Origin of the sequence: Occallatibacter sp. (assembly GCF_036502485.1) — a bacterium.
Lineage (GTDB): Bacteria > Acidobacteriota > Terriglobia > Terriglobales > Acidobacteriaceae > Telmatobacter.
In genome coordinates this window covers 1-19,152 of record NZ_DASXYM010000043.1, presented here as the reverse complement: position 1 = coordinate 19,152, position 19,152 = coordinate 1, and the positions used below count along the sequence as shown (strand labels likewise).

The 19,152-nt window shown below is 55.5% G+C and carries 14 protein-coding genes; 5 read left to right on the top strand and 9 right to left on the bottom strand.

Annotated features, from left to right (window positions below):
• The first annotated feature begins 214 nt into the window (after positions 1-214).
• Positions 215-1,336, top strand: a complete 1,122-nt coding sequence (locus tag VGL22_RS06775) for an acyltransferase family protein (RefSeq protein WP_465266299.1) — start codon at positions 215-217, stop codon at positions 1,334-1,336.
• A gap of 101 nt (positions 1,337-1,437) precedes the next feature.
• On the opposite strand, the gene VGL22_RS06770 is transcribed toward VGL22_RS06775, so the two are convergent.
• The 3 genes from VGL22_RS06770 to VGL22_RS06760 all read right to left on the bottom strand — a co-directional run bounded on the left by VGL22_RS06770 (position 1,438) and on the right by VGL22_RS06760 (position 5,232).
• Positions 1,438-2,547: a glycosyltransferase gene (locus VGL22_RS06770; RefSeq protein WP_465266143.1), complete on the bottom strand. Its 1,110-nt coding sequence runs from the start codon at positions 2,545-2,547 to the stop codon at positions 1,438-1,440.
• 70 nt (positions 2,548-2,617) lie between these two features.
• Positions 2,618-3,979: an O-antigen ligase family protein gene (locus VGL22_RS06765; protein ID WP_465266142.1), complete on the bottom strand. Its 1,362-nt coding sequence runs from the start codon at positions 3,977-3,979 to the stop codon at positions 2,618-2,620.
• A gap of 116 nt (positions 3,980-4,095) precedes the next feature.
• On the bottom strand, positions 4,096-5,232 hold the full coding sequence (locus tag VGL22_RS06760; RefSeq protein WP_465266141.1) for an acyltransferase family protein: 1,137 nt from the start codon (positions 5,230-5,232) through the stop codon (positions 4,096-4,098).
• 333 nt (positions 5,233-5,565) lie between these two features.
• On the opposite strand from VGL22_RS06760, the gene VGL22_RS06755 reads away from it, so the two are divergent.
• Positions 5,566-6,510: a hypothetical protein gene (locus VGL22_RS06755; RefSeq protein WP_465266140.1), complete on the top strand. Its 945-nt coding sequence runs from the start codon at positions 5,566-5,568 to the stop codon at positions 6,508-6,510.
• 51 nt (positions 6,511-6,561) lie between these two features.
• Complete coding sequence (locus VGL22_RS06750) at positions 6,562-7,722, top strand: glycosyltransferase (protein WP_465266139.1); 1,161 nt, start codon at positions 6,562-6,564, stop codon at positions 7,720-7,722.
• Between the two features lie 41 nt (positions 7,723-7,763).
• On the opposite strand, the gene VGL22_RS06745 is transcribed toward VGL22_RS06750, so the two are convergent.
• Both VGL22_RS06745 and VGL22_RS06740 read right to left on the bottom strand, forming a co-directional pair.
• The gene (locus VGL22_RS06745) at positions 7,764-8,801 is read right to left on the bottom strand and encodes an NAD-dependent epimerase/dehydratase family protein (protein WP_465266138.1); all 1,038 of its coding nucleotides are present in this window, start codon (positions 8,799-8,801) and stop codon (positions 7,764-7,766) included.
• The gene (locus VGL22_RS06740; protein ID WP_465266137.1) at positions 8,798-9,976 is read right to left on the bottom strand and encodes a Gfo/Idh/MocA family protein; all 1,179 of its coding nucleotides are present in this window, start codon (positions 9,974-9,976) and stop codon (positions 8,798-8,800) included. The genes VGL22_RS06745 and VGL22_RS06740 overlap by 4 nt, the downstream gene beginning before the upstream one ends.
• Before the next feature lie 410 nt (positions 9,977-10,386).
• On the opposite strand from VGL22_RS06740, the gene VGL22_RS06735 reads away from it, so the two are divergent.
• Complete coding sequence (locus VGL22_RS06735) at positions 10,387-13,926, top strand: chitobiase/beta-hexosaminidase C-terminal domain-containing protein (protein WP_465266136.1); 3,540 nt, start codon at positions 10,387-10,389, stop codon at positions 13,924-13,926.
• Positions 13,927-13,985: 59 nt separating this feature from the next.
• On the opposite strand, the gene VGL22_RS06730 is transcribed toward VGL22_RS06735, so the two are convergent.
• The 4 genes from VGL22_RS06730 to VGL22_RS06715 form a co-directional block, all read right to left on the bottom strand.
• Positions 13,986-14,969 (bottom strand): SDR family oxidoreductase, encoded by a 984-nt coding sequence (locus VGL22_RS06730; protein ID WP_465266135.1) that lies wholly within the window; start codon positions 14,967-14,969, stop codon positions 13,986-13,988.
• Positions 14,970-15,035: 66 nt separating this feature from the next.
• The gene (locus VGL22_RS06725; RefSeq protein ID WP_465266134.1) at positions 15,036-15,803 is read right to left on the bottom strand and encodes a 4'-phosphopantetheinyl transferase family protein; all 768 of its coding nucleotides are present in this window, start codon (positions 15,801-15,803) and stop codon (positions 15,036-15,038) included.
• 13 nt (positions 15,804-15,816) lie between these two features.
• Complete coding sequence (locus VGL22_RS06720) at positions 15,817-17,409, bottom strand: sigma-54 interaction domain-containing protein (protein WP_465266133.1); 1,593 nt, start codon at positions 17,407-17,409, stop codon at positions 15,817-15,819.
• Between the two features lie 60 nt (positions 17,410-17,469).
• Positions 17,470-18,858, bottom strand: a complete 1,389-nt coding sequence (locus tag VGL22_RS06715) for a glycosyltransferase (RefSeq protein WP_465266132.1) — start codon at positions 18,856-18,858, stop codon at positions 17,470-17,472.
• 93 nt (positions 18,859-18,951) lie between these two features.
• Between VGL22_RS06715 and VGL22_RS06710 the strand changes: the two genes are divergently transcribed.
• Positions 18,952-19,152, top strand: a 201-nt coding sequence (locus VGL22_RS06710; RefSeq protein WP_465266131.1) for an aldo/keto reductase, incomplete at its 3' end; no start/stop codon positions are given.

Sequence of the window (19,152 nt, the reverse complement as noted above, 5' to 3'; positions counted from 1 at the left end):
ATGCAGAAATTTGGGATGTTTCTCTCCGATGGAGGAAACATAGCTCTGACCGCACAAAGCGATGCAGATACTCAGGCCAAGTACGCAGACGTAGGCTTCGGACCACGCGACCTACAGGCTTTGAAGGTATCGGATTTCGAGGTGGTGGATGGAGGAGAACCCATTCCATTGACCGGAGATTGCTCGAGGAACAGGTGAAGCTCCTGTGAATTTCATGAATAGCGGCTCCAGACGTCTCGACAAGCCGGCAGGTGTGCTAGCTCGAATGTCCTCGCTCGACGGCCTACGCGCGGCTTCAGTCGCTTTGGTCCTTCTGAGGCACTTGAGTGGGACGCGCGGCTTTGGGAGGGTGGATTTGTTGGTTGGAGACTATGGCCACCTTGGTGTGACGGTGTTCTTCGTCATCTCGGGCTTTCTCATTACCACCCTACTTATGTCGGAACAAGAGTCGAATGGCCAGATATCCATAAAGTTGTTTTACGCACGGAGATCCCTCCGCATCTTCCCTGCGTCATACACGTACGTAATTGTTGCATCCGCGCTATCGGCCCTCGGAATGATACATCTGCGGCAATCAGACATTTGGCACTCTTTCGCTTATACCGCCAACTATCTCCCCAGCCGGTCCTGGTATATCGGGCATCTATGGTCCCTCTCCGTAGAGGAGCAATTCTATCTGCTCTGGCCAGTCGCCTTCGTTCTAGCGGGTTATAAGAAAGCTCGGTGGGTGGGACTATGGGTGATTCTCGTTGCCATTGTTGCACGAGGAGCAAACCGCGTTCTTCTTATTGACACCCCATATCACGATCTGGAGATGTTTCCCATGGTGGCAGACAGCCTCGCTATGGGATGCATGCTTGCGCTATTGAGGGATCGGCTTGAGTCCTGCAAGCCGTATCAATTGTTGTTGCGCCCCGCCGGATCGCTGACGGTTCTAGGTGTCATCCTTATTCTTAACCGCTTCATGGCGTATTCAGTAATTAATATCTTCGGAACGACTCTTATCAGTTTTGGGATCGCCGTTCTTATTCACCGTTCGGTTCACAGCCCGCAAGATTGGGCGGGACGTATCCTAAACTGGAAGCCAGTGGTCTTTATCGGCGGCCTTTCCTATTCTCTCTATTTGTGGCAGCAACTCTTTTTGAATCGGGAGTCAGGCGCTTGGTTCAATACGTATCCTCAGAACCTCATAGGGGCGGTAACTCTGGCGATGGCGTCCTATTATGCAATTGAAAGGCCAATGCTTCGCTTACGGAAGCGTCTGCATGTCAGGCCGGCGGAGCGGATCATCTCATTCATGCCTTCGCCGGAAGCCACAAAGTCGCTCTCAAGTTAGAAAGTTGTTGTGTGGAGTGGTGAGATGTGTTTCCGTCTGAGTGACCGGATCGTGCCAGGGAATGGAAGCTTGTGGTTCCGCGGAAAATCGGCATCTTAACATTACGCTGATGCCGGTTTACCAGGTGCTGTGTATCGCATCCGTGGGGCAGCGCGATAGAGGTCGAAATAAGCGTTGACCATCGATTCCAGGCTGAATCGGTCCTCGAAAGAAGCTTTGGCGCGCGCGCCACAATGCTGCCTTTCGCTTTCGCTCGTTGCGAAGCGCAGGATGGCGGCGGCCATCGCCTTGGGATCTGCCAACGAGACCGTCATGCCTGCCCGCGCAAGCCTGACAACCTCGGACATCCCACCCACGTCTGTGACGATCGCCGGCAGCCCAAGCGAAAACGCTTGAAGGAGCGACATCGGCAGACCCTCTGAGGTTGACGACATGATGAAAGCATCGGCAGCGGAAAAGAAGGGCGCCACTTCCATTTGTTGGCCCCAGAAAGTGACTTGAGTCGAAATGCCTAGGTGAGCTGCCAGTGTTTCCGTGCGTTGGCGTTCGTTGCCGTCCCCTACGATCCAGAGTCGCAGATCAGGAAGTGTGGAGAGCGCAAGGTGGAAGGCCTTCAGTAGCAGTGAGTGATTTTTTACAGGTACCAGGCGACCCACGTACAGCAAGGTGAAGCCCGTCTTCACCGGGATTGTTTCCGGCGCAGCGTGCTCCAAAGGGAGTGCGCCATTATAGATGCGCCGAACCTTGCGCCGCGGAGTAGTGCGAAGGTTCAGAAGATTCTGTACTGTTGCGTCACAGATGCCGACTACCCAATCGCAACTTGCAGCCGCCGCGGCATACTTGCCTTCAACCATCAATCTGTGTGGCGCGGCAACTAGGCTGTGTCGAGTGGAGACAATGCATTTTACACCTGCCAACCTTGCTGAAAGCGCTGCGTAGATTGTGGGTGTCGGGTTGTGAAGGTGGACTATGTGGGGCCGTGTATTCTTGAAAATCTTATAGAACTGCAGGGCAGAGTCGGCAAAGTGGTTTCCGACGTTCGATTCCACCAAGAAGCCTTCTTTTCGCATCGCTTCGCCGAGCAGGCCGAGCGCCGCAATCGCATAGACGCGCGGATCATGGCCTTGTTGGCGTTGGAAGCGACACATCTGGTAGACGAGCGTTTCGGCGCCGCCTACCTCCATGCTGTCTACAATATGGGCGATCTTCATCGATGTGCTTTGCATATTCTCGTTTTTGGGTGTAGTCGGCGTCGCGCCTCGAAGGGTGCTGCATTGTGAATTACCGCGTCAAGTTGGTAACGCGAAGTAGGACGTACATAGCGAGAATCAGGGAAACGGCCAGCATTCCCGAATAGCGAAGCGCCGGGCCGAGTTGCAGGCGTGGAGCAATCATTCCACGATCTGCGGCGATCTGGAAGATTACTTCAGCAATCCCGCCCAGAAGGAAAAGCGTCATGGCGTAGGCGCGGGAAAGGAACCACCCAGTGACGAGAAATCCAATCAGCGACAGTAGCACCAGACCCCCAAGGCGATTGATCTCCGTTCGCTCGATGGGTGCTGATTGTAACGGTGGTGACGGTACCAGAGGCTCGACGATTCGCATCGGCTCCGATTCATGGACCTTCAGGGGGGATGCGATTGCCATCGCATCCCGTATCGAGGGTAGAACGAATAGTGACCAGAAGAACAACCCTGTGATGCCTAGTTCAGCTGCGCATACCACGATGGAATTATGGGCAGTGAGACCGGTGTAATCTGGCATTCGACCGAACCCCACTCCGAACAGCGGGTGGCTTTTGAGCAACTGAAGTCCAGAACTCCAGAGAGCAGTGCGGTCAGAGCCGGATTCGGCGGAGATTTCTCGGCCGCCGGTAAACCCCAGAACGGATGCCCCCATAAAAATCGCGCCGGCAGTGATAAGAGATGCCACTCTGCCAATCCGCTTGCGGGCGGCAGCGGCGGCAAGGACGACCAGCGCCAACAAAGATCCCCGTGAATGAGTGAGGAATGCGCCATACAGGAGAATACAGACAGGTAAAATCACGAGGCCAATATTCCGCATGGTCTTTTTCGGGCGCCACAAGGCAAATGCCATGGGAACCATGCATACCAAGAACTGGGCAAAGTCGTTCGGATCATTCATGAAATGTTGGCCCCGAAGGCGGTAGAACCATTCGCCCTGATCGCTCCTCTGTGCCAATAGGTATGACGATTCGTCGAGTAGAGCCGGAGAAGGCGCGTCCCCGCCAACCGCTCGCAACTCCAGCGATCCCTTAAGGATGACAAAGAAGCAGACAACCTCAAGAGCTACGATCAGGATAATGAGCTTCTTTTTGCTGTTGCAGTGTAGGCAAACCAGGAAGTAAGCGAAGGCGCAGGGAATGAAGCCGTTGAAAGCTTGCAGCGCTCCGCCGATCCAGCCGCTTACGGCTACCGAGAACGGGACGGCAAATCCGAGTCCAATCAGTGCCAGGGACTGCGGCGACTTGATGATGTTGGAGGTTGGCAGCAAGGGAAGCGACACAAGGAATATCGAAAGCGCGAGAACGAACTCCAGCCGATAAGGTGCAAGAGGCCCGAACACCGTTTCGGTCCCGAGATACGCAACGAAGAGGTAGAAGGTTGAAAGAGCGAATCCCATAGTTGGTTAAATGATCGGACCAGAGTAACCGGGCACGTTGGGTTTTACGTTGGTCTTGCCCCGTGTTCTTGAGTAAGAATGCCTTCAGAAGCTCAGCGTTTTGGTGGAGTGCATAACTACCGTTCTGACGTTGAGAGCGATCTGAGCACAGGTGGTTCGGAGTGAAGCGACTTGTTCGGCTCTGCTGTTTCAACCTGTGAGTGACGGTAATGGGAACTGGTTGCAAGAAACCGCTTCTCAATCAGGTGCCATAAGGTGAATGCGGCGATAAAGATGAGCATAATGCTGGTAGCGAGAAACAAAGCAGGGCTGAGCGCCGCCACTCCGAGGGCGATCAGCACTTGGAGGATGGGCCAATGGACGATATAGACGCCATACGAGAAGTCCCCAAACTTGGAGAAGTTGCCAAAATATCTCCAAAACCCGAACACGAATACAACACCGCTGATCCAGAAGAGGTCGAGCGAATCGTGCGTGAAGAAGTGATCTACCAGAAATAAGGCGCCCGTGATGCACGAAATCAACAGGAAATGCTTTTTGAGCGTGTCGAAATAGATTAAGAGCAATATGCCGGCGCTGAAATATGCGAGCTGAGCGGGGAACTGCACCTCCATGCGAGCGAAGATCGTCCGTGTGTCATCAAGTGGCGCCAGGGATCGCGCGCGCTCTAAAGCATCCAGGAGAGCAAAACCGTATTTCCACACGCAGGACAAGCAGAATACGGCGGCCATGATGGCTTTGGTACCGAAGCGTCTGCAAAGGTAGTAGATAAGCGGGACAGAGAGATAGAAGATCACCTCGATCTTTAGTGTCCAGAGTGCACCATTGACTGCGGTATTTACGTGTGTTCCGAACACTCCAGGCAAAGAGGGGGCAGCGAAGTTGAGAAATAGAAGGTTGGCAACAAGGTATTTCCAGAATCCGACTACGAAGTATCTCGACAGCCGGAGCGTGCTCAGCGCACCAAGAGTAATAGCTGTCAGTGTGACTACCGTGACGTAAGCCGGATAGATGCGCCTTAAACGCTTCTCGAAGTAGGAAGAGACAGAGGACGAGCGTGTATAGCTTCTGTAAATCAGCATGCCGCTAATTACGAAGAAGCCCCTCACGGCAAAATGCGGGGACAGGTAAGTGCCGAAGGCGGAGAAGGAGCTGAGGCTGGTGAGCGCAAAGATATGAAATAGGGCGACGATTGAAGCCAGAATCAAACGAAGGCAATCCAGGTTATTCTCGCTGAATTTTGTGGTGCTCACAGTGCGACCTCCTGCAGATCTGGGAGAAGTGAAAAAGCTTTGATGTGCCATAAGCGGACCCGACGGACTAGCTAACCGCGGTCATGAAGGTGAGTGCTGCCGACAGCTTCAGCATGCATGCGCCGGCATAAACGGTCGGTGCATACCCTCTGACTGAGCAATGAGAAAAAGTGCTTCACTTCGGAGTATTATTGAGTCCATAATCTCATTAACAGGGAATCGAATGCCACACTTAAATTGCAAAGAAAGTAACGCTTGGTGAAACTTCCTCGACACGCAGAAATTTGGCTGGTGCCATACTTGCGGGACCGCCTGCAGAAGAGCGTGCGGCGCGTGAAAGCGAAGCGCGCATGGATTGCGATCACGGATCATTATGAACCGCTGGGGTTGGACGCCTCTATGACCGAGGCAGTTCGCAGGGTTTCGCGCTGGCGTGATCAGTGGCCTCGCATTGCGGAACAGGCTCCCCGGGATGCGAGTGGGAAACCGGCGCAGTACAGCTTCTTCTACCCGCAGGAGGAATATCGCCGAGAACTGCTGGATGGCATCGCGGAGATCGTGCGCCGAGGAGTGGGTGATGTTGAAGTGCATCTTCATCATGACCATGAAAAGAAGGACACCTTCGTTCGCAAGGTGACCGACTTTTGCTCGTGCTTGGTAAACGAGCACGGGCTTCTTCGCCAAGTAGAGGGGCGGACGGTGTTTGGATTTATTCATGGGAACTGGGCACTCGACAATTCGAGGCCGGATGGGAGATGGTGCGGACTGAACGGCGAGATTGCCCTCCTGCGCGACCTTGGGTGCTATGCGGATTTCACGATGCCATCTCTTCCGTCTGCAACTCAGGGACGGGTGGTGAATAAGATCTATTGGTGTACGGCCAATGCGGATGGAAGCCCTAAATCCTTCGATCAGGGCATCGAAGCCAGTGTCAAGGGTGGCCAACAGGGCGACCTCTTGATGATTACGGGGCCGCTTGGAATTCGCTTTCGGAGGGGAATGCCAAGATTGGAGACTGGCGAGGTGGCCGGTTACGATTTGCCTACACCGGCACGAATTCGTCAGTGGTTCGATGTTGCGCCCGTGGTTGGAGAGGACATGTTCATCAAGCTCTATACCCATGGCGCTGCGGACAGAAACCTGGGGCCGCTCCTGGATGAGGGTCTTGGGAATCTGTTCCGATGGATCGCTGAAGAGGCAGATCAACGGGGCATCGAGCTTCATTGGGCTACCGCATGGCAGATGTACCAAGCTGCCGATGCGCTTATCCGGCGCTAGGATTGCACTTTTTCATCTGCTGCCGTGTGTTATATGTTCGGAGGAGCGCTCATGCGTCGGATAGCAGTTGTTACGCCCCATTTTCCCAGTCCCATGGCGCCAACGGATGGTCGGCATTCCTATGAGACGTTAAGGGTTCTTTCGAAGACTTACAAGGTACACGTCTTTTACCCGAGACCGGCCTATTCGGAGTTTTGGAAACCGGGAAATCTCAAGAAGCTGTGTTCGGACAAGTTCCAAGTGCCGGGGGTGAGTGTTTCATATCACGATTATCGGGCGATCCCTTTGTTGTCTCGTCCGTTCAACGGGGCGGTAGCCGCGGCGAGCGTGCTGCGTGATGTGCGGGCCTTCGATCCGGATCTAATCCTCAGTTTTTCTTTGTATCCGGGGGGATATGCCGCGCTTCAGGTTGGTCGAGAACTCGCCGTTCCGGTTGTGGCAGTTGCGGTCGGATCCGATGTCCACAATATTCCTGACCCGTTTACGAGGATGCACACCCGTGACGTCCTGCGAAAGCTCGATTTTCTCGTGACGGTTAGTGAAGATCTACGTCGGCGCGCTCTGACGTTGGGAGCTCGGGCCGAGGCTAGCCGCACAGTGCGGGGCGGATGCGATCTCTCCGTTTTCCGTCCTCGCGATCGAACCGAAGCGCGGAACCGGTTGGGAATCGAGACAGGCACCGAGGCTGTTCTCTACGTTGGCAGGCTGGATGCGCGCAAGGGGCTTCGAGAACTGGTGCACGCGGCGTCTTTGTTGCAACCCACGCGGAGCCAACTCCATGTTTATGTGGTCGGCGATGGTCCAGACAGGCCTTTGATCGAAAAGTCCATACGCACTTACGGGGCTTGTGCGTTTGTGCACCTTGTGCATGGATGTTCGTTCCAGGAGGTGTCAAATTGGTTGGCTGCTGCCGACGTCTTCACCCTTCCGAGCTACATGGAGGGCTGCCCCAACACCGTCATGGAAGCTCTTGCCTGTGGACGGCCTGTGGTGGCCACGAGTGTGGGGGGTATTCCTGAGATTCTCAATGAGCAATGCGGATTGCTGATTCCACCGCGCGACTCTCACGCGCTCGCGGAGGCGCTCAGGTCGGCTTTGGAGCGCGACTGGAATTCTGCCGCTATCTCGTCCCACTGGAGCCGTAACTGGGCGGTATCTGCAAAAGATTTGGGAAGTACGCTGGAATCAGTTATGCGTGAGAACAATTTATAAGCTGGCTGGTGGTAAAGGGCAACAATTCCACTTGTTCGCCGCTAGTCAGCCAGGCGTCTAAGTTCTTGGCGCATATGATCAAATGTTTTTTGCATTGCGTCTGGTGTGGGGACGAGTTGCTTCCAACCCAACCCGTGCAGCTTTGTGTTATCGAAGCGGTTCCCACCCCAGCTGCATGCGACTTTATACGGGGTTAAAACGGCAGGAAGCTGACCCTGCGATCGCCGATGATAATTCTCTAGAATCCGGCTTAGCATGCGTGTGATGAAGTAGGGGAGCCGAATGGATCGAATTGGCTTGACGTGCTTGCGATACTCGCGCAGATACTGAGCGGCAGTTGGGAGATCGTCATCGTGAATGTTGTAGGTGTTACCGGCGGCATTTGGGTGAGTTCCAGCCATGACAATGGCTTCGGCGCAATTCTCGACGAACGATAGGGGCAAGAGGTTCCTACCCCCCAGGTGAAAAAACATAGAACCGATCTGCAAACCGACTCGGCTGGAGAAAGCACCTCCTCCAGGACCGTAAATAACGCCCGGACGAAGGACGACTAGCTGGAAACCGAGTTCGCGCTCCAGGTCCCGAGCGAGTTGTTCCTGGCGGATCTTTGAGTGGGAGTATGGGTCTCGCCACTCTGGGTGGGTCTCAGTGGGCGACAATTCGTCGATCCGTGCACCTCTGCGCAGGAGCGCGGCTCCATACACGCCAAACGAACTGATGAGGACCAGGCGGGTGTTGCCCCTGCGGCTTTCCTCTCTGGTCCTTAGTGCTTCAATCAAATTGCGCGAAGCTATCACGGTATCGGCGAAGAGTTCGGCAGGCGAGCCTCGCAGTCCTGCCGCCAGGTGGAATATGAGAGAAATTCCTTCAAGAGCTCGAGCGCATTCAGACCTGGAGCGTAGATTCCCGTAGCACAGCTCGACGTGTGCATCGGGGTACAGACGAGCGATGCATTCGAGTCGCGCGGCTTTCGACGGGTCACGCAGGAAGCAACGGATATGTTTATGACCATGAGCGAGCAATCTACTGATTACGTGAGTTCCCAGGAAACCCGCTGCGCCTGTAACTAGAATCTTCATGCGAGCACCGCCGGATATACCTCTGCAACAATCGTGTCAATTAATGAGGAGACCCTCAATATTTCCTCGTATGCAATAGGTGGAGGGGAGTTGTTCTCGATGCTGCTATAGAACTCAGTCAGCAGACGACGCATTCCGTCAAAAAAGTGGAAGCGCGAACGAGAGAAAAGACGAACGTTCTTGATGCTCTGCCGGAAGTAGTCGGAAGAAACCTGGAAGGCGGGAGCCAGGCGGCCCAGGGCGGATGGGAACTGCTGCTTGCGTTCCAGAACCAGAGTTCGCGCATTAAAGTCGGCGTACGCAGTGTTCCGCGTGCCATAGAACCGCATGGTGTGCCCGACCGGACGGGCGTGCGCGCTAAATGTAGCGTAAGCGCTCACCTTCCCTCCTCGAATCATTACCCGCAGCTCATCCAGGAGTTGGTCGGCACCGCTCATATCATCATCTGCGGCGCGGCAGTAAGCGTCGACGTGCATCTCCGGATCCGAGTCATCGAGATACGGCACGATCTTATTCAACACATGGTCGAGCACATTCTGAAACAGCATTCCAGGCATGCTGCGCACCCAGTGGTGCGGGTCGCGGCGAATGGCCATTCCGTACTCGCCGGACAGGTTATATCCGTAAAAGCTTTCGATGTGCACCGGAGCACCCAGGACTCCTGCCTGGTACATCGCGCGCAGATCGAGGGCCTGGCGCTCAAAATTGGGCCAATAGTTGACAGCCAACTTGCAATTCGAGTTGGCCGCTGCCTGAACAATCGCCTGAGTGTCTGAGTGGCGGAGCGCTACAGGCTTTTCGAGGAAGACATGACATCCAGCATTGAAGCATTGCCGCACCAGCGCAACGTGGGATTGAGGTGGAGTTGTGATGTGGATCACATCTATTTGTTCAGCAGCGAGCATCTCGGATAGATCGGAATACCAACGAGGAATCCCGAAGCGGGCGGCAAGTTGTTCAGCCATGAGCGGCTCAAGGTCAGATACTGCTACAAGTTGCGCCGAGCCCACCTTGCGGATTTCTTCAACGTGCGCGTCCGCGATCTTGCCGCATCCCACAATTGCAATTTTCACCGTGAAATTTCCTTTAACCGGATTTGTTTGCGCCACAGATGGTGGGGCAAGTAACATGGACGTACTAACAATGAAATAGTTCTTCGCAGAAGACCCCTTCAATCGGGCTCCGGCCTCTCCCTTGGTTCAAATTCATGTTTGGCAATCAGCTGGTTTGCTGCCTGCCTTACAAAGTCACGGGACCGCTCTGCGAGCGGTTCCAATTTGGAACCCGAAGGTAACGTAATTGTTAGGTACTAATCGCCACTAATGTGGTAAAAGAGTACCAGCCTTCAGAATTTCATCCGATGAAGAAAGTGGAGAGAACGATGCAGAATTGCGCCCTGAAAGTTTGTATGGGCATTTGGGTCGGCATCATATGCTTCTTTTTGCCCGCCGCCACAGCTCAGATAGTCATCACGCCTAACGTCCCTCTATATCCTTTTCAGGTATTACCGGGATCAAGCCGACAAATCAACGTTCAGATAACCAGCGGTGGTACGAAGTGCGCCGCGCCCAGTCACGCTTGCACAGTGAACTGGACAGTAGCTTCGACAACGGGCGGTGCGTCCGCTACATTTAGCGATCCGAAGAACACGCAAGCCACCTCCATTAGTGGGGCTCTCCCCACCATGCAGGTGAACGTTGGGCCGACGGCAGGTAATTGCTCGATTTCCGGTACTAATGGGGCCTACAAAGTTTCGTCGACGGCGACCGTCACTGTGAAGGCTCAGGCAACCGACGACACAAGTAAGGCGGCCACGTTCTTGTTTAGCGTTTGCGCGAGCACCACGCATGTAATCGTCGCGCCGGCTTATCAACAGGCGTACCGCGGACAACCGATGACGCTGCAATCGTGGGTGCTCGGCAACACCGATGAAACGGGCACCTGGAGGATAGACAGCCAACCGAGCAATGGGGACGGAGTACTGGCCGACACCATCAATCGCGACACCGTGTTCACAGCGACCGTGACCGGGCGTTACCAGGTTTCTTACACCTCGCGCGCCAGCGGAAATCAGATTGGCACCGCAATCGTTTACGTGTCCCCGAATGCCATGCCATCCTACAGCGCTACTCCAAACCAAACCCGACCCCACGAGTGTTACCGCGACCCTCAGTTGACGGGCGGCGATTATGAAGTTGGAGCGGGGAAGGCGTTTACGACTATATCCGCGGTGCCGGCGATTACAAGCTGGACGCCCGGTACAATCATGCGTATCTGGAATAGCGACACGACAAACGCCAACCCGTCGGTATATCACGAGTATTTCCAGGTGAAGAATTCCGGTACGGCTGCCCAGCCCATCCTTGTGTGCGGAGTGCCGGATGCAGCTGGCAACCTGCCCATTCTGGATGGAAAGAACTCAGTTGGCCAATCAGACGTTTCGACTGGCGCCGCCGCTGGTTACGGCATTCTCACCTTGTGGGCGGGGCCGCCTACTCCCTACGGCTACTGGCAAGACGGGGCTGCGGGCCCGAATTATGTGTCTCTCACCGGCCTGCATCTTCGTAACGCGAGTCCTGGAGTTACCTACACTCCGCCCGGTGGCGGATCTGCCACACCCTGGCTGGAGGGGGCGGCCTGCGTCAATCTTCGTTCGGGCGCTTACGTCGATGTCAGCGGAAACGACATGGATACATGCACCAACGGGCTGTTCACCGCAGAGAATTCGAACAGCGGCTGGGTAGACATCACGCAAAACGTCACCGTAATGGGAAATCACATCCACGGTTCGGGATGGTCTACCAGCTGGAGCGAACACCAGGTGTACTTCCAGAGTTTCTTCGCGCTCTTTGAAGGCAACCGGGTGGATAAATACACGCCGGCTGCGCAAGGTTCGGATATTAAGTGGCGCGGAGTCGAAGGGATTTTCCGTTATAACTACCTCGATACACAAGCACCGGGATCGAGTGGTCCGGCGAGAGATTTCGATCTGGTCGAGAATCAGGATGCTGCTCCCTACACGTCGTTTGAAGACTACCTCGTGAAAGACGGCTTGTACTCGCTGGGAGATACCGCGGGGGCGAACGTCATTGCGGCTTACCAGGAATCTGCGCAGAAGGACTTCATCTACGGCAACCTGATTGGGCGAGCCGGTTCTCAGCAGATTCATTATGCTGCGGACAACGTGCCAGGGATGACCAATCGCAATGGCACGCTGTATTTCTATTCCAACACCATGCCTGATGCCGAAATTGTGTTCGATACGGGCGAGAACCAAGATGGCTTCAACCCCATTTTTCCGCAGCGTGTGGATGCCAGGAATAACATTTTCTGGCCCGACACAAGCCGCGGCTACGGCAATGGAACAATGGCAATCAACGGGTTCGAGACGTTAATCCTGAGCGCCAGCACCAACCTGTACCAGACGGGCGCGATGTCGATTGCTACGCCAATTGACGGGATCAACTGGAACACGGGCGCGGTCACAGGCTTTGCCGCGGGTTGCGATTCCACTCCATGTTTCTGGCCATTGAGTTCGCCGATCGATACTCACGTCTACGGTTTGAGCAGCGCCAATTTCCTCACTACTTCAACCAAGCCGTTCGATCCCACTACTTTGGTTCCGCCTGCCGGCTCTGCAGCCATTGGGGCCGGAACGGCACTGACCGGCGCGATCGCAACGTTGCCCGTGCGCTGGCAATATTCACTGGCGACCTCTACACTCACGCCGCGCCGCTCGCCTCTCACCATTGGTGCTGAGGATGAAGGCAGCGCAAATGCAGTTGCGACGCCCGGGACACCGGCTTTCACTCCGGCCGGCGGAAGCTATAGCTCCACGCAGAGCGTTTCAATCAGCACCACTACGGCAAGCGCCAAGATCTACTACACGGTCAACGGCACTACGCCCACAACCAGCTCCACTCTTTACTCGGGCCCGATCAGCGTATCTGCTTCCGAGACGGTCAAAGCCATCGCGGTGGTGGGCTCCACGAGCAGCGCGGTAGGATCGGCAGCTTACACCATCTCTACGACGGTGGCAACACCGGCTTTCACTCCGGCCAGCGGAACCTATACCTCCACGCAGAGCGTTTCAATCAGCACCACTACGGCAAGCGCCAAGATCTACTACACGGTCAACGGCGCCACGCCCACAACGAGCTCCACTCTTTACTCCGGACCGATCAGCATATCTGTTTCCGAGACGGTCAAAGCCATCGCGGTCGCGAATTCAACGAGCAGTGCGGTGGGTTCGGCAACGTACACCATGTCTACGACTGTTGCAACGCCTACCTTCACCCCGGCGGGTGGAAGTTACTCCGCCGCGCAAAGCGTTTCAATCAGCACAACGACCGCGAACGCCAAAACCTACTACACGACCAATGGCACCACGCCTACAACCAGTTCCACCCTCTACTCCGGACCAATCATCGTGTCTGCTTCAGAGACGATGAAGGCTGTATCTGTGGTGAGCTCTACGGCTAGCGCGGTGAGCTCAGCAACCTACAACATCGGATTGATCGCGAGTGCCACGCCAAAGTTCGTTCAGGAGTGTCACCAGTTTGTGCAATACGGAACAGTGACTTCCTGCACGTTGTCCGGTGTGGGAGCGGGTCACACCCTAGTAATTGGAATTGCCGGCGGCGTGATCGGTGTCGCACCGACGGCCTCCTCAGGAACTCCCACGCTGGCCGTCACCGATAAGGACGCTCTATCTGCCTATCTCGTTCCGAATACCACGTCCGGGTCGGTCACGATTACCTTCAAGTACTCTTCTTATCGCCGGCTGTGGCTGAGCGTTGCTGAATATGCAAACGTCGCAGCATCACCCCTTGATGGCATCGCCGCAGCTTCATCTTCAGCCTGGGCGCAAACGGCAATAAACAGTCCCACCTTCAAAACGACCAAAGGTTCCGATTTGGTCTGGTCGTTTTGTGCGGTGCCAAGCGACTACTCCCTTTCAGTGGGAACGGCTCCCCTGAGTTGGACGAAGCGCCCGGTAGCGACTGGCTCCGGCTACACCATTCTCCTCGAAGACGGCCTCGCACCTTCCGCCGGAACGTACTTCGGAGAGGCAACTGGACCAACCGGTGGGTACAACATCCTCGCGGTGGCGCTTAAACCCTAAGATCTCGTCATGTTATATTGAGATCCTTTCAGCTTTTGCTTACACGCGAGCGTTGCAGCCTAGGCGTATTCCAAAGATGGGTACGCCTGGGCTGCATGGCTTTTTTCTTCGCTCTGCCGATACCACTCTACAGTTCGGCGAAGTCCCTCCGGGAAACCTACGATCGGCTCATAGCCAATCAGTTTCTGGGCAAGCGTTATGTCCGCGAGTGACTCTCGAATGTCTCCCGCGCGTCCCTGCGCGTACAACGGGCTCCCCTTGAATCCAGTCAACCTGCGCAGATGGTGGAACGTGTCGTTCAATGTGATGCGCGACCCCGTGGCCGCATTCATGACCTTTCCTCGCACCTTCTCGGCCGGTGCGGAGGCTGCCAATAGATTGGCATGGACCACATTGTCGATGTAAGTGAAGTCTCGGCTCTGGCCCCCGTCTCCGTAGATGGTCGGAACTTCTCCTGCCAGCATCTTCCTGCAAAAAATCGCGAGCACGCCCGAGTAGTGCGAGGTGGGGTCCTGGTGAGGTCCAAAGACGTTGAAGTATCGTAACACCACGGTTTCCATACCATGCACATGAGAGAATGCGCTCAAATAGTGCTCCCCGGCCAGCTTGGCGGCGGCGTAGGGCGAAATAGGCTCAGGCAGCATACCCTCATGCTTTGGCTGAGTCGGAGAGTCTCCGTAGGCAGATGAAGAGCCCGCGTAAACCAGCCGACGCACTCCCGCTGCCTGGGCAGCCATCAGCAGGTTGAGTGTGGCGCCAACGCAGCACTGGTTTGTAGCAATGGGATTTGTTATGGAGAGCGGCACTGATGGCAGCGCCGCTTCGTGGAACACGATATCTACCGCTTCGCATGCCTTTGCGCATACCCGCGGATCGTTCAAGTCACCTTCGATGAACTCCATCGCTTCGAGCCCATTGAGGTTCGCGCGCTTTCCGGTGATGAAATTATCGACGCCGCGAACCAATTCTCCGCGGGCAAGCAGTGCCGCCGCAATCGAGCGCCCGATGAATCCGGCTGCGCCGGTGACTAGATACAGTTGCATGGGAAGGACCTCCGAATATTCAGGTGAAATTGAGTCTGGAGATGAGGCGACCCCGGACGGGCGAATTCATGGCGCGCGGAACTCGAGGCTGCGCAGACTGACCTGGAAGTCGCGACGCATCCATCTGTCCTGGGTTCCGCGGGGATAAGCGATAGCGCCAACGATGTCGGGGGCACGTTCAATGTCTTCAACCGCCCAGTCGTCTTGCATGGAGCAGGGGAGGCGCGCTGTCACGATGGTGGAACGAATACCGGCCTGAACTGAGCACAAATCTGCGATCATTCCCGTCCCGGCAGCCTTCAATAGAGCCTCTTTGCGAGTCCAAAGCTGCAAGACCGCCTTCTGGCGCTCATTGGCAGGCAATTCTGAGATATGTCCAAACTCGTCCTTACCAGCAAATAGCTCCGCAACCTCTTCTGCAATCTCTGCTGCGTGGATGTTTTCAATGTCCACACCGACCTCGCTCCGGGCAAAAGCAAGCACAGCTGTCCCCTCGGTGTGAGAAACGTTGAAACACAGGTTGTAATGGTTTGAGGCGAGGCGAGGCTTCCCGGCGCTCGCATATGTGAACACGACAGCAGACGGGGGCCTGCCTGCATACGCGCCAACCAGCGCTCTGAGCAGCCCGCGGCATCGCATGTAGCGTTGCGTATCCAGCATGAACTTGAACCGCCGTGCTCGTTCCAGCTCATCCCAGGCCAGCGAACCGCACAGGTGCGCCGCAGTTGCATCGTCGATCGCCTCATCGAGTTTTGCCCAGTACAGATGCACCCTGCCATCGGATAAGGCGCGATCCGCTCCAGGCTCCAGTAAAGTATCTTCAATATTTTCCACGAGAGCGCTGAGCCTAGTTCCAGACTGAGTTGACAGTGGATGAGTAGTCGGGACGCTCCCCCGATTGCTTCGGAGACACCAGGTTGTACTGCTTGATCTTGTACAGAAGCGCCTTATAGCTGATTTGCAGGTCAACCGCCGCTGCTTTGCGATTCCACCCCTTTGTCTGCAGTGTTTGGGCGATCACTGTAGCTTCAGCATTACCCTTCAGGTCACGGACCAGGTGTTTGAGACTGGCCATTCTCGCTGCGGAGTCATCGGTGACCAGTGCGAATGAATGCTGGCTCGGAGGATTCAGTTCCTCGATGATGGCCTGCTCGTCGCCAATGACGAGATATCGCTTGATCACGTTCTCCAACTCGCGAAGATTCCCGGGCCAGGAGTGTTTTGAGAGAATGCGCATAAGAAGAGGTGAGATGGGAAGCAGGCTGCATTGATATCTCGCAGCAGCTTTGCGGATGAAGTACTTTGCTAACAAGGGAATCTCCTCGACGCGCTCCCGGAGCGGAGGCATCCTCACCGTGAATCCATTGAGGCGATAGTAGAGATCCTCGCGAAATTCCTTTTGCGCAATGGCGGTCTGCATGTCGATATTGGTTGCCGCAATCACGCGTACATTTACCTTTACGGTTGTCCTGCTTCCCAGCCTCGCAAAGCTTCCATCTTGAAGAACCTGCAGGAGCTTGGCTTGGAGCGGGTAGGGAACCTCGCCAATCTCATCCAGGAAGATAGTCCCCCGGTCACACATCTCAAATTTTCCGGGCTTTGATCTTACGGCTCCGGTAAAGGCACCCTGCTCGAACCCAAAAAGTTCGCTTTCAAGGAGATCGGCGGGCATAGCTGCGCAGTTCACCTTCAAAAACTCACGCTCGCTGCGGTCTGACATGCTGTGAATCAGCTTTGCCGCGACTTCTTTCCCGGTCCCGCTCTCGCCCAGGATTAGTACTGGCATGTCGGTGCGCGCTACCATGGCGCACTGCGACTCGATGGTCCGCATTTTTTTGCTGCAACGGACAAACGCCGTATCGCCGTCAAGATGGGTGATGGTATTTTCGCCAACCTCCGGCAGTGCTTCCTCCTCGACCGGTCTCCGATCTCTGGGCTCACACGTTGGTCTGCTGAGAAGAAGGCTTACCAGGGATGCCGCGCTCACCCCCTCCAGCAGTCCTCGTTCATGCGATTCCCTGGGAGATCCCAGCATAACAACGGGAATGGACGGGTACCTGGAGCAGATGCGTGACAGTGTAGTCATTCCACCCTGCCATTCTCCCGTACCCCTTACCTCCCCGTCCACCACGAGCAAATCAGGGAGCGGTTGCTCATCCAACTGCTGCTCGAGTTGATGTTCGTTCACAACGATGACGTTTGAATGACCGGCGATCTGCTCGAACACGTCGGCGAATGCTGGCTTCGCCGAAACGATGCAGATATGCGGCCGTTCCCTGTCCAAAGGCTTCACGGTCTCTTCGTATCCAAGGCAATTCATATTTACAGCTCCATCACAACGGTTCAATGGGATCCCCATCCTGTCTGTGTTTAACAAAGCGCGTCCGCGACGTACCGGCACCGGGGGGCGTATGCCGAAATCTACCAGGCTGCTCAACATATATTGCGATGCCACTCGCCGGTGGGTTGCAACCTATGCCGGCGGTCATCGTCAGTACCGTTACCGAGCAATTCTTTCTGGTATTGCAGTGGCGTTATCGTAGAAATAGTGGCCTGAGTCTTTTCGGCCGAGGCCCCGCAACAGCTCTGCATACTTACGAGCTATAACCTTGCGTTCAAACTGTGCAATCCTGCTGGAATCGGGATGAAACATTCGTGGAAGCAAGCTTCTGCGTGCGACTGCGTCGATAAACATCTGCTTCATCTGTTCGACATCATAACTGTCCGCCCACCAACCGCCCCGCGTGCTGTCAAGCAGGCGGCGCACATCGCCGCCCGGCCGAATGCACGCCAGAACAGGCTTGCGAGCGCCGAGGTAATCATAGAACTTAGCGGAAACATTAAGCGGATCGTGCGTAATCAACAGAGCGTAGTCAGCGCTATTCATTGCTTCCAGCGCTTCTCGCTGCGGCTTATACCCAAGCAATTCGACCATGTTGCCAAGTTCAAGGAGTTGGTTGCGGTACTTCGGATCTTCAATGCGCCCGATGAATTTCAAGGCGAGACGGGACTTAACGGCCGGCGGAAGCGATTTCAAAGCGAGAACCAACGCAGTAGGGTCCGTTGACCCATACACGCTGCCGACGTATGTGACATTTACCTTTCCGCCAGGGGTGTGCTCCAGGAAGTCCTCAGCGACGGGGATCCGTGTTGCGTCAAAGCCATTCGGGACGTAATGGAACTTTGTAGCTGGTTCTTGCGGATACCTCCGTTGCATCGTGTCGAGCGCGGCTTCAGTAACAGCAACCACCGCCGTTGCGCTGGCAACTGCCTCGTGCTCGGATTTGATCGCAAAGTCTCGCGCTCTCTCGCTTCTGCTGCCGAACTGAAAGCTGCTGGCGGCATCGAATGAGGTTGCCAACCATTCGTCACGAAAGTCCAGGACAATCTTCAGAGCAGGGAACTGCTTGCGAAGCTTCTTGGCTAGCAAAAAGTTCGAGTAGGGCGCTCCCGTGATGAGTACCACATCGATGTTCCGGTCGCGGATAAGTCGCGGGGCCACTCGCGTCAAAACCGGATGCCACAGCACCTGCGGGTCCGGTAAGAGGAGATCCTGAAAGGTCCTCTTTAAAAGGTGTGTGTGCTCGCTTCCGGCTGCTGCTGCAGGTTGGATGGTCGATGGGCGCGAATGGGTAAAGAATTTCTTCAACCCTTTTTTCACGCCGAACGGAAGATCAATAGTCAAGGTGCGGTGGATCCGCACCTCATGAGAAATGTCGCGCAATTGCGATGGATCATAGCCGACTGAAGAGGGGTTCTTGGTGGTCAGTACATCGAGCCGTATGCCCTCCGGGGGGAGATAGCGCGCGAGACTGGCTGCTCTCAGGACCCCGACGCCGCCCGCGGGCGGAAATGCGTATACGACTAAGAGAACGTTCAATGGCTTCATGCTCGGTGCCCTCTCGCGCGGATTCGTTCGCGACTGCGCACGTATGTGGATATCCCTGGGGGTTCCCATCGGGCTCGGAAGTAGAATGGCCCTATGCAAAACACCAGGTGTGGCGAGATCACGACGTCTGTTCTTGGTTTTGGGTGCGGTTCCGTGCTTGGACGAGTGGGACGCAATGAATCCCTGCGCGCTATGCACCTCGCCTGGCAGTCCGGAATGAGCCTGTTTGAAACTGCCCCGAGTTACGGGTTTGGGGAAGCTGAGAGCCTTCTAGGTGGATTTCTGAGTGGAAAA

Coding starts and splice junctions, on each gene's coding strand:
- VGL22_RS06775 (WP_465266299.1), top strand. CDS start 215: ATGAATAGCGGCTCCAGACGTCTCGACAAGCCGGCAGGTGTGCTAGCT.
- VGL22_RS06770 (WP_465266143.1), bottom strand. CDS start 2,547: ATGAAGATCGCCCATATTGTAGACAGCATGGAGGTAGGCGGCGCCGAA.
- VGL22_RS06765 (WP_465266142.1), bottom strand. CDS start 3,979: ATGGGATTCGCTCTTTCAACCTTCTACCTCTTCGTTGCGTATCTCGGG.
- VGL22_RS06750 (WP_465266139.1), top strand. CDS start 6,562: ATGCGTCGGATAGCAGTTGTTACGCCCCATTTTCCCAGTCCCATGGCG.
- VGL22_RS06745 (WP_465266138.1), bottom strand. CDS start 8,801: ATGAAGATTCTAGTTACAGGCGCAGCGGGTTTCCTGGGAACTCACGTA.
- VGL22_RS06730 (WP_465266135.1), bottom strand. CDS start 14,969: ATGCAACTGTATCTAGTCACCGGCGCAGCCGGATTCATCGGGCGCTCG.
- VGL22_RS06720 (WP_465266133.1), bottom strand. CDS start 17,409: ATGTTGAGCAGCCTGGTAGATTTCGGCATACGCCCCCCGGTGCCGGTA.
- VGL22_RS06715 (WP_465266132.1), bottom strand. CDS start 18,858: ATGAAGCCATTGAACGTTCTCTTAGTCGTATACGCATTTCCGCCCGCG.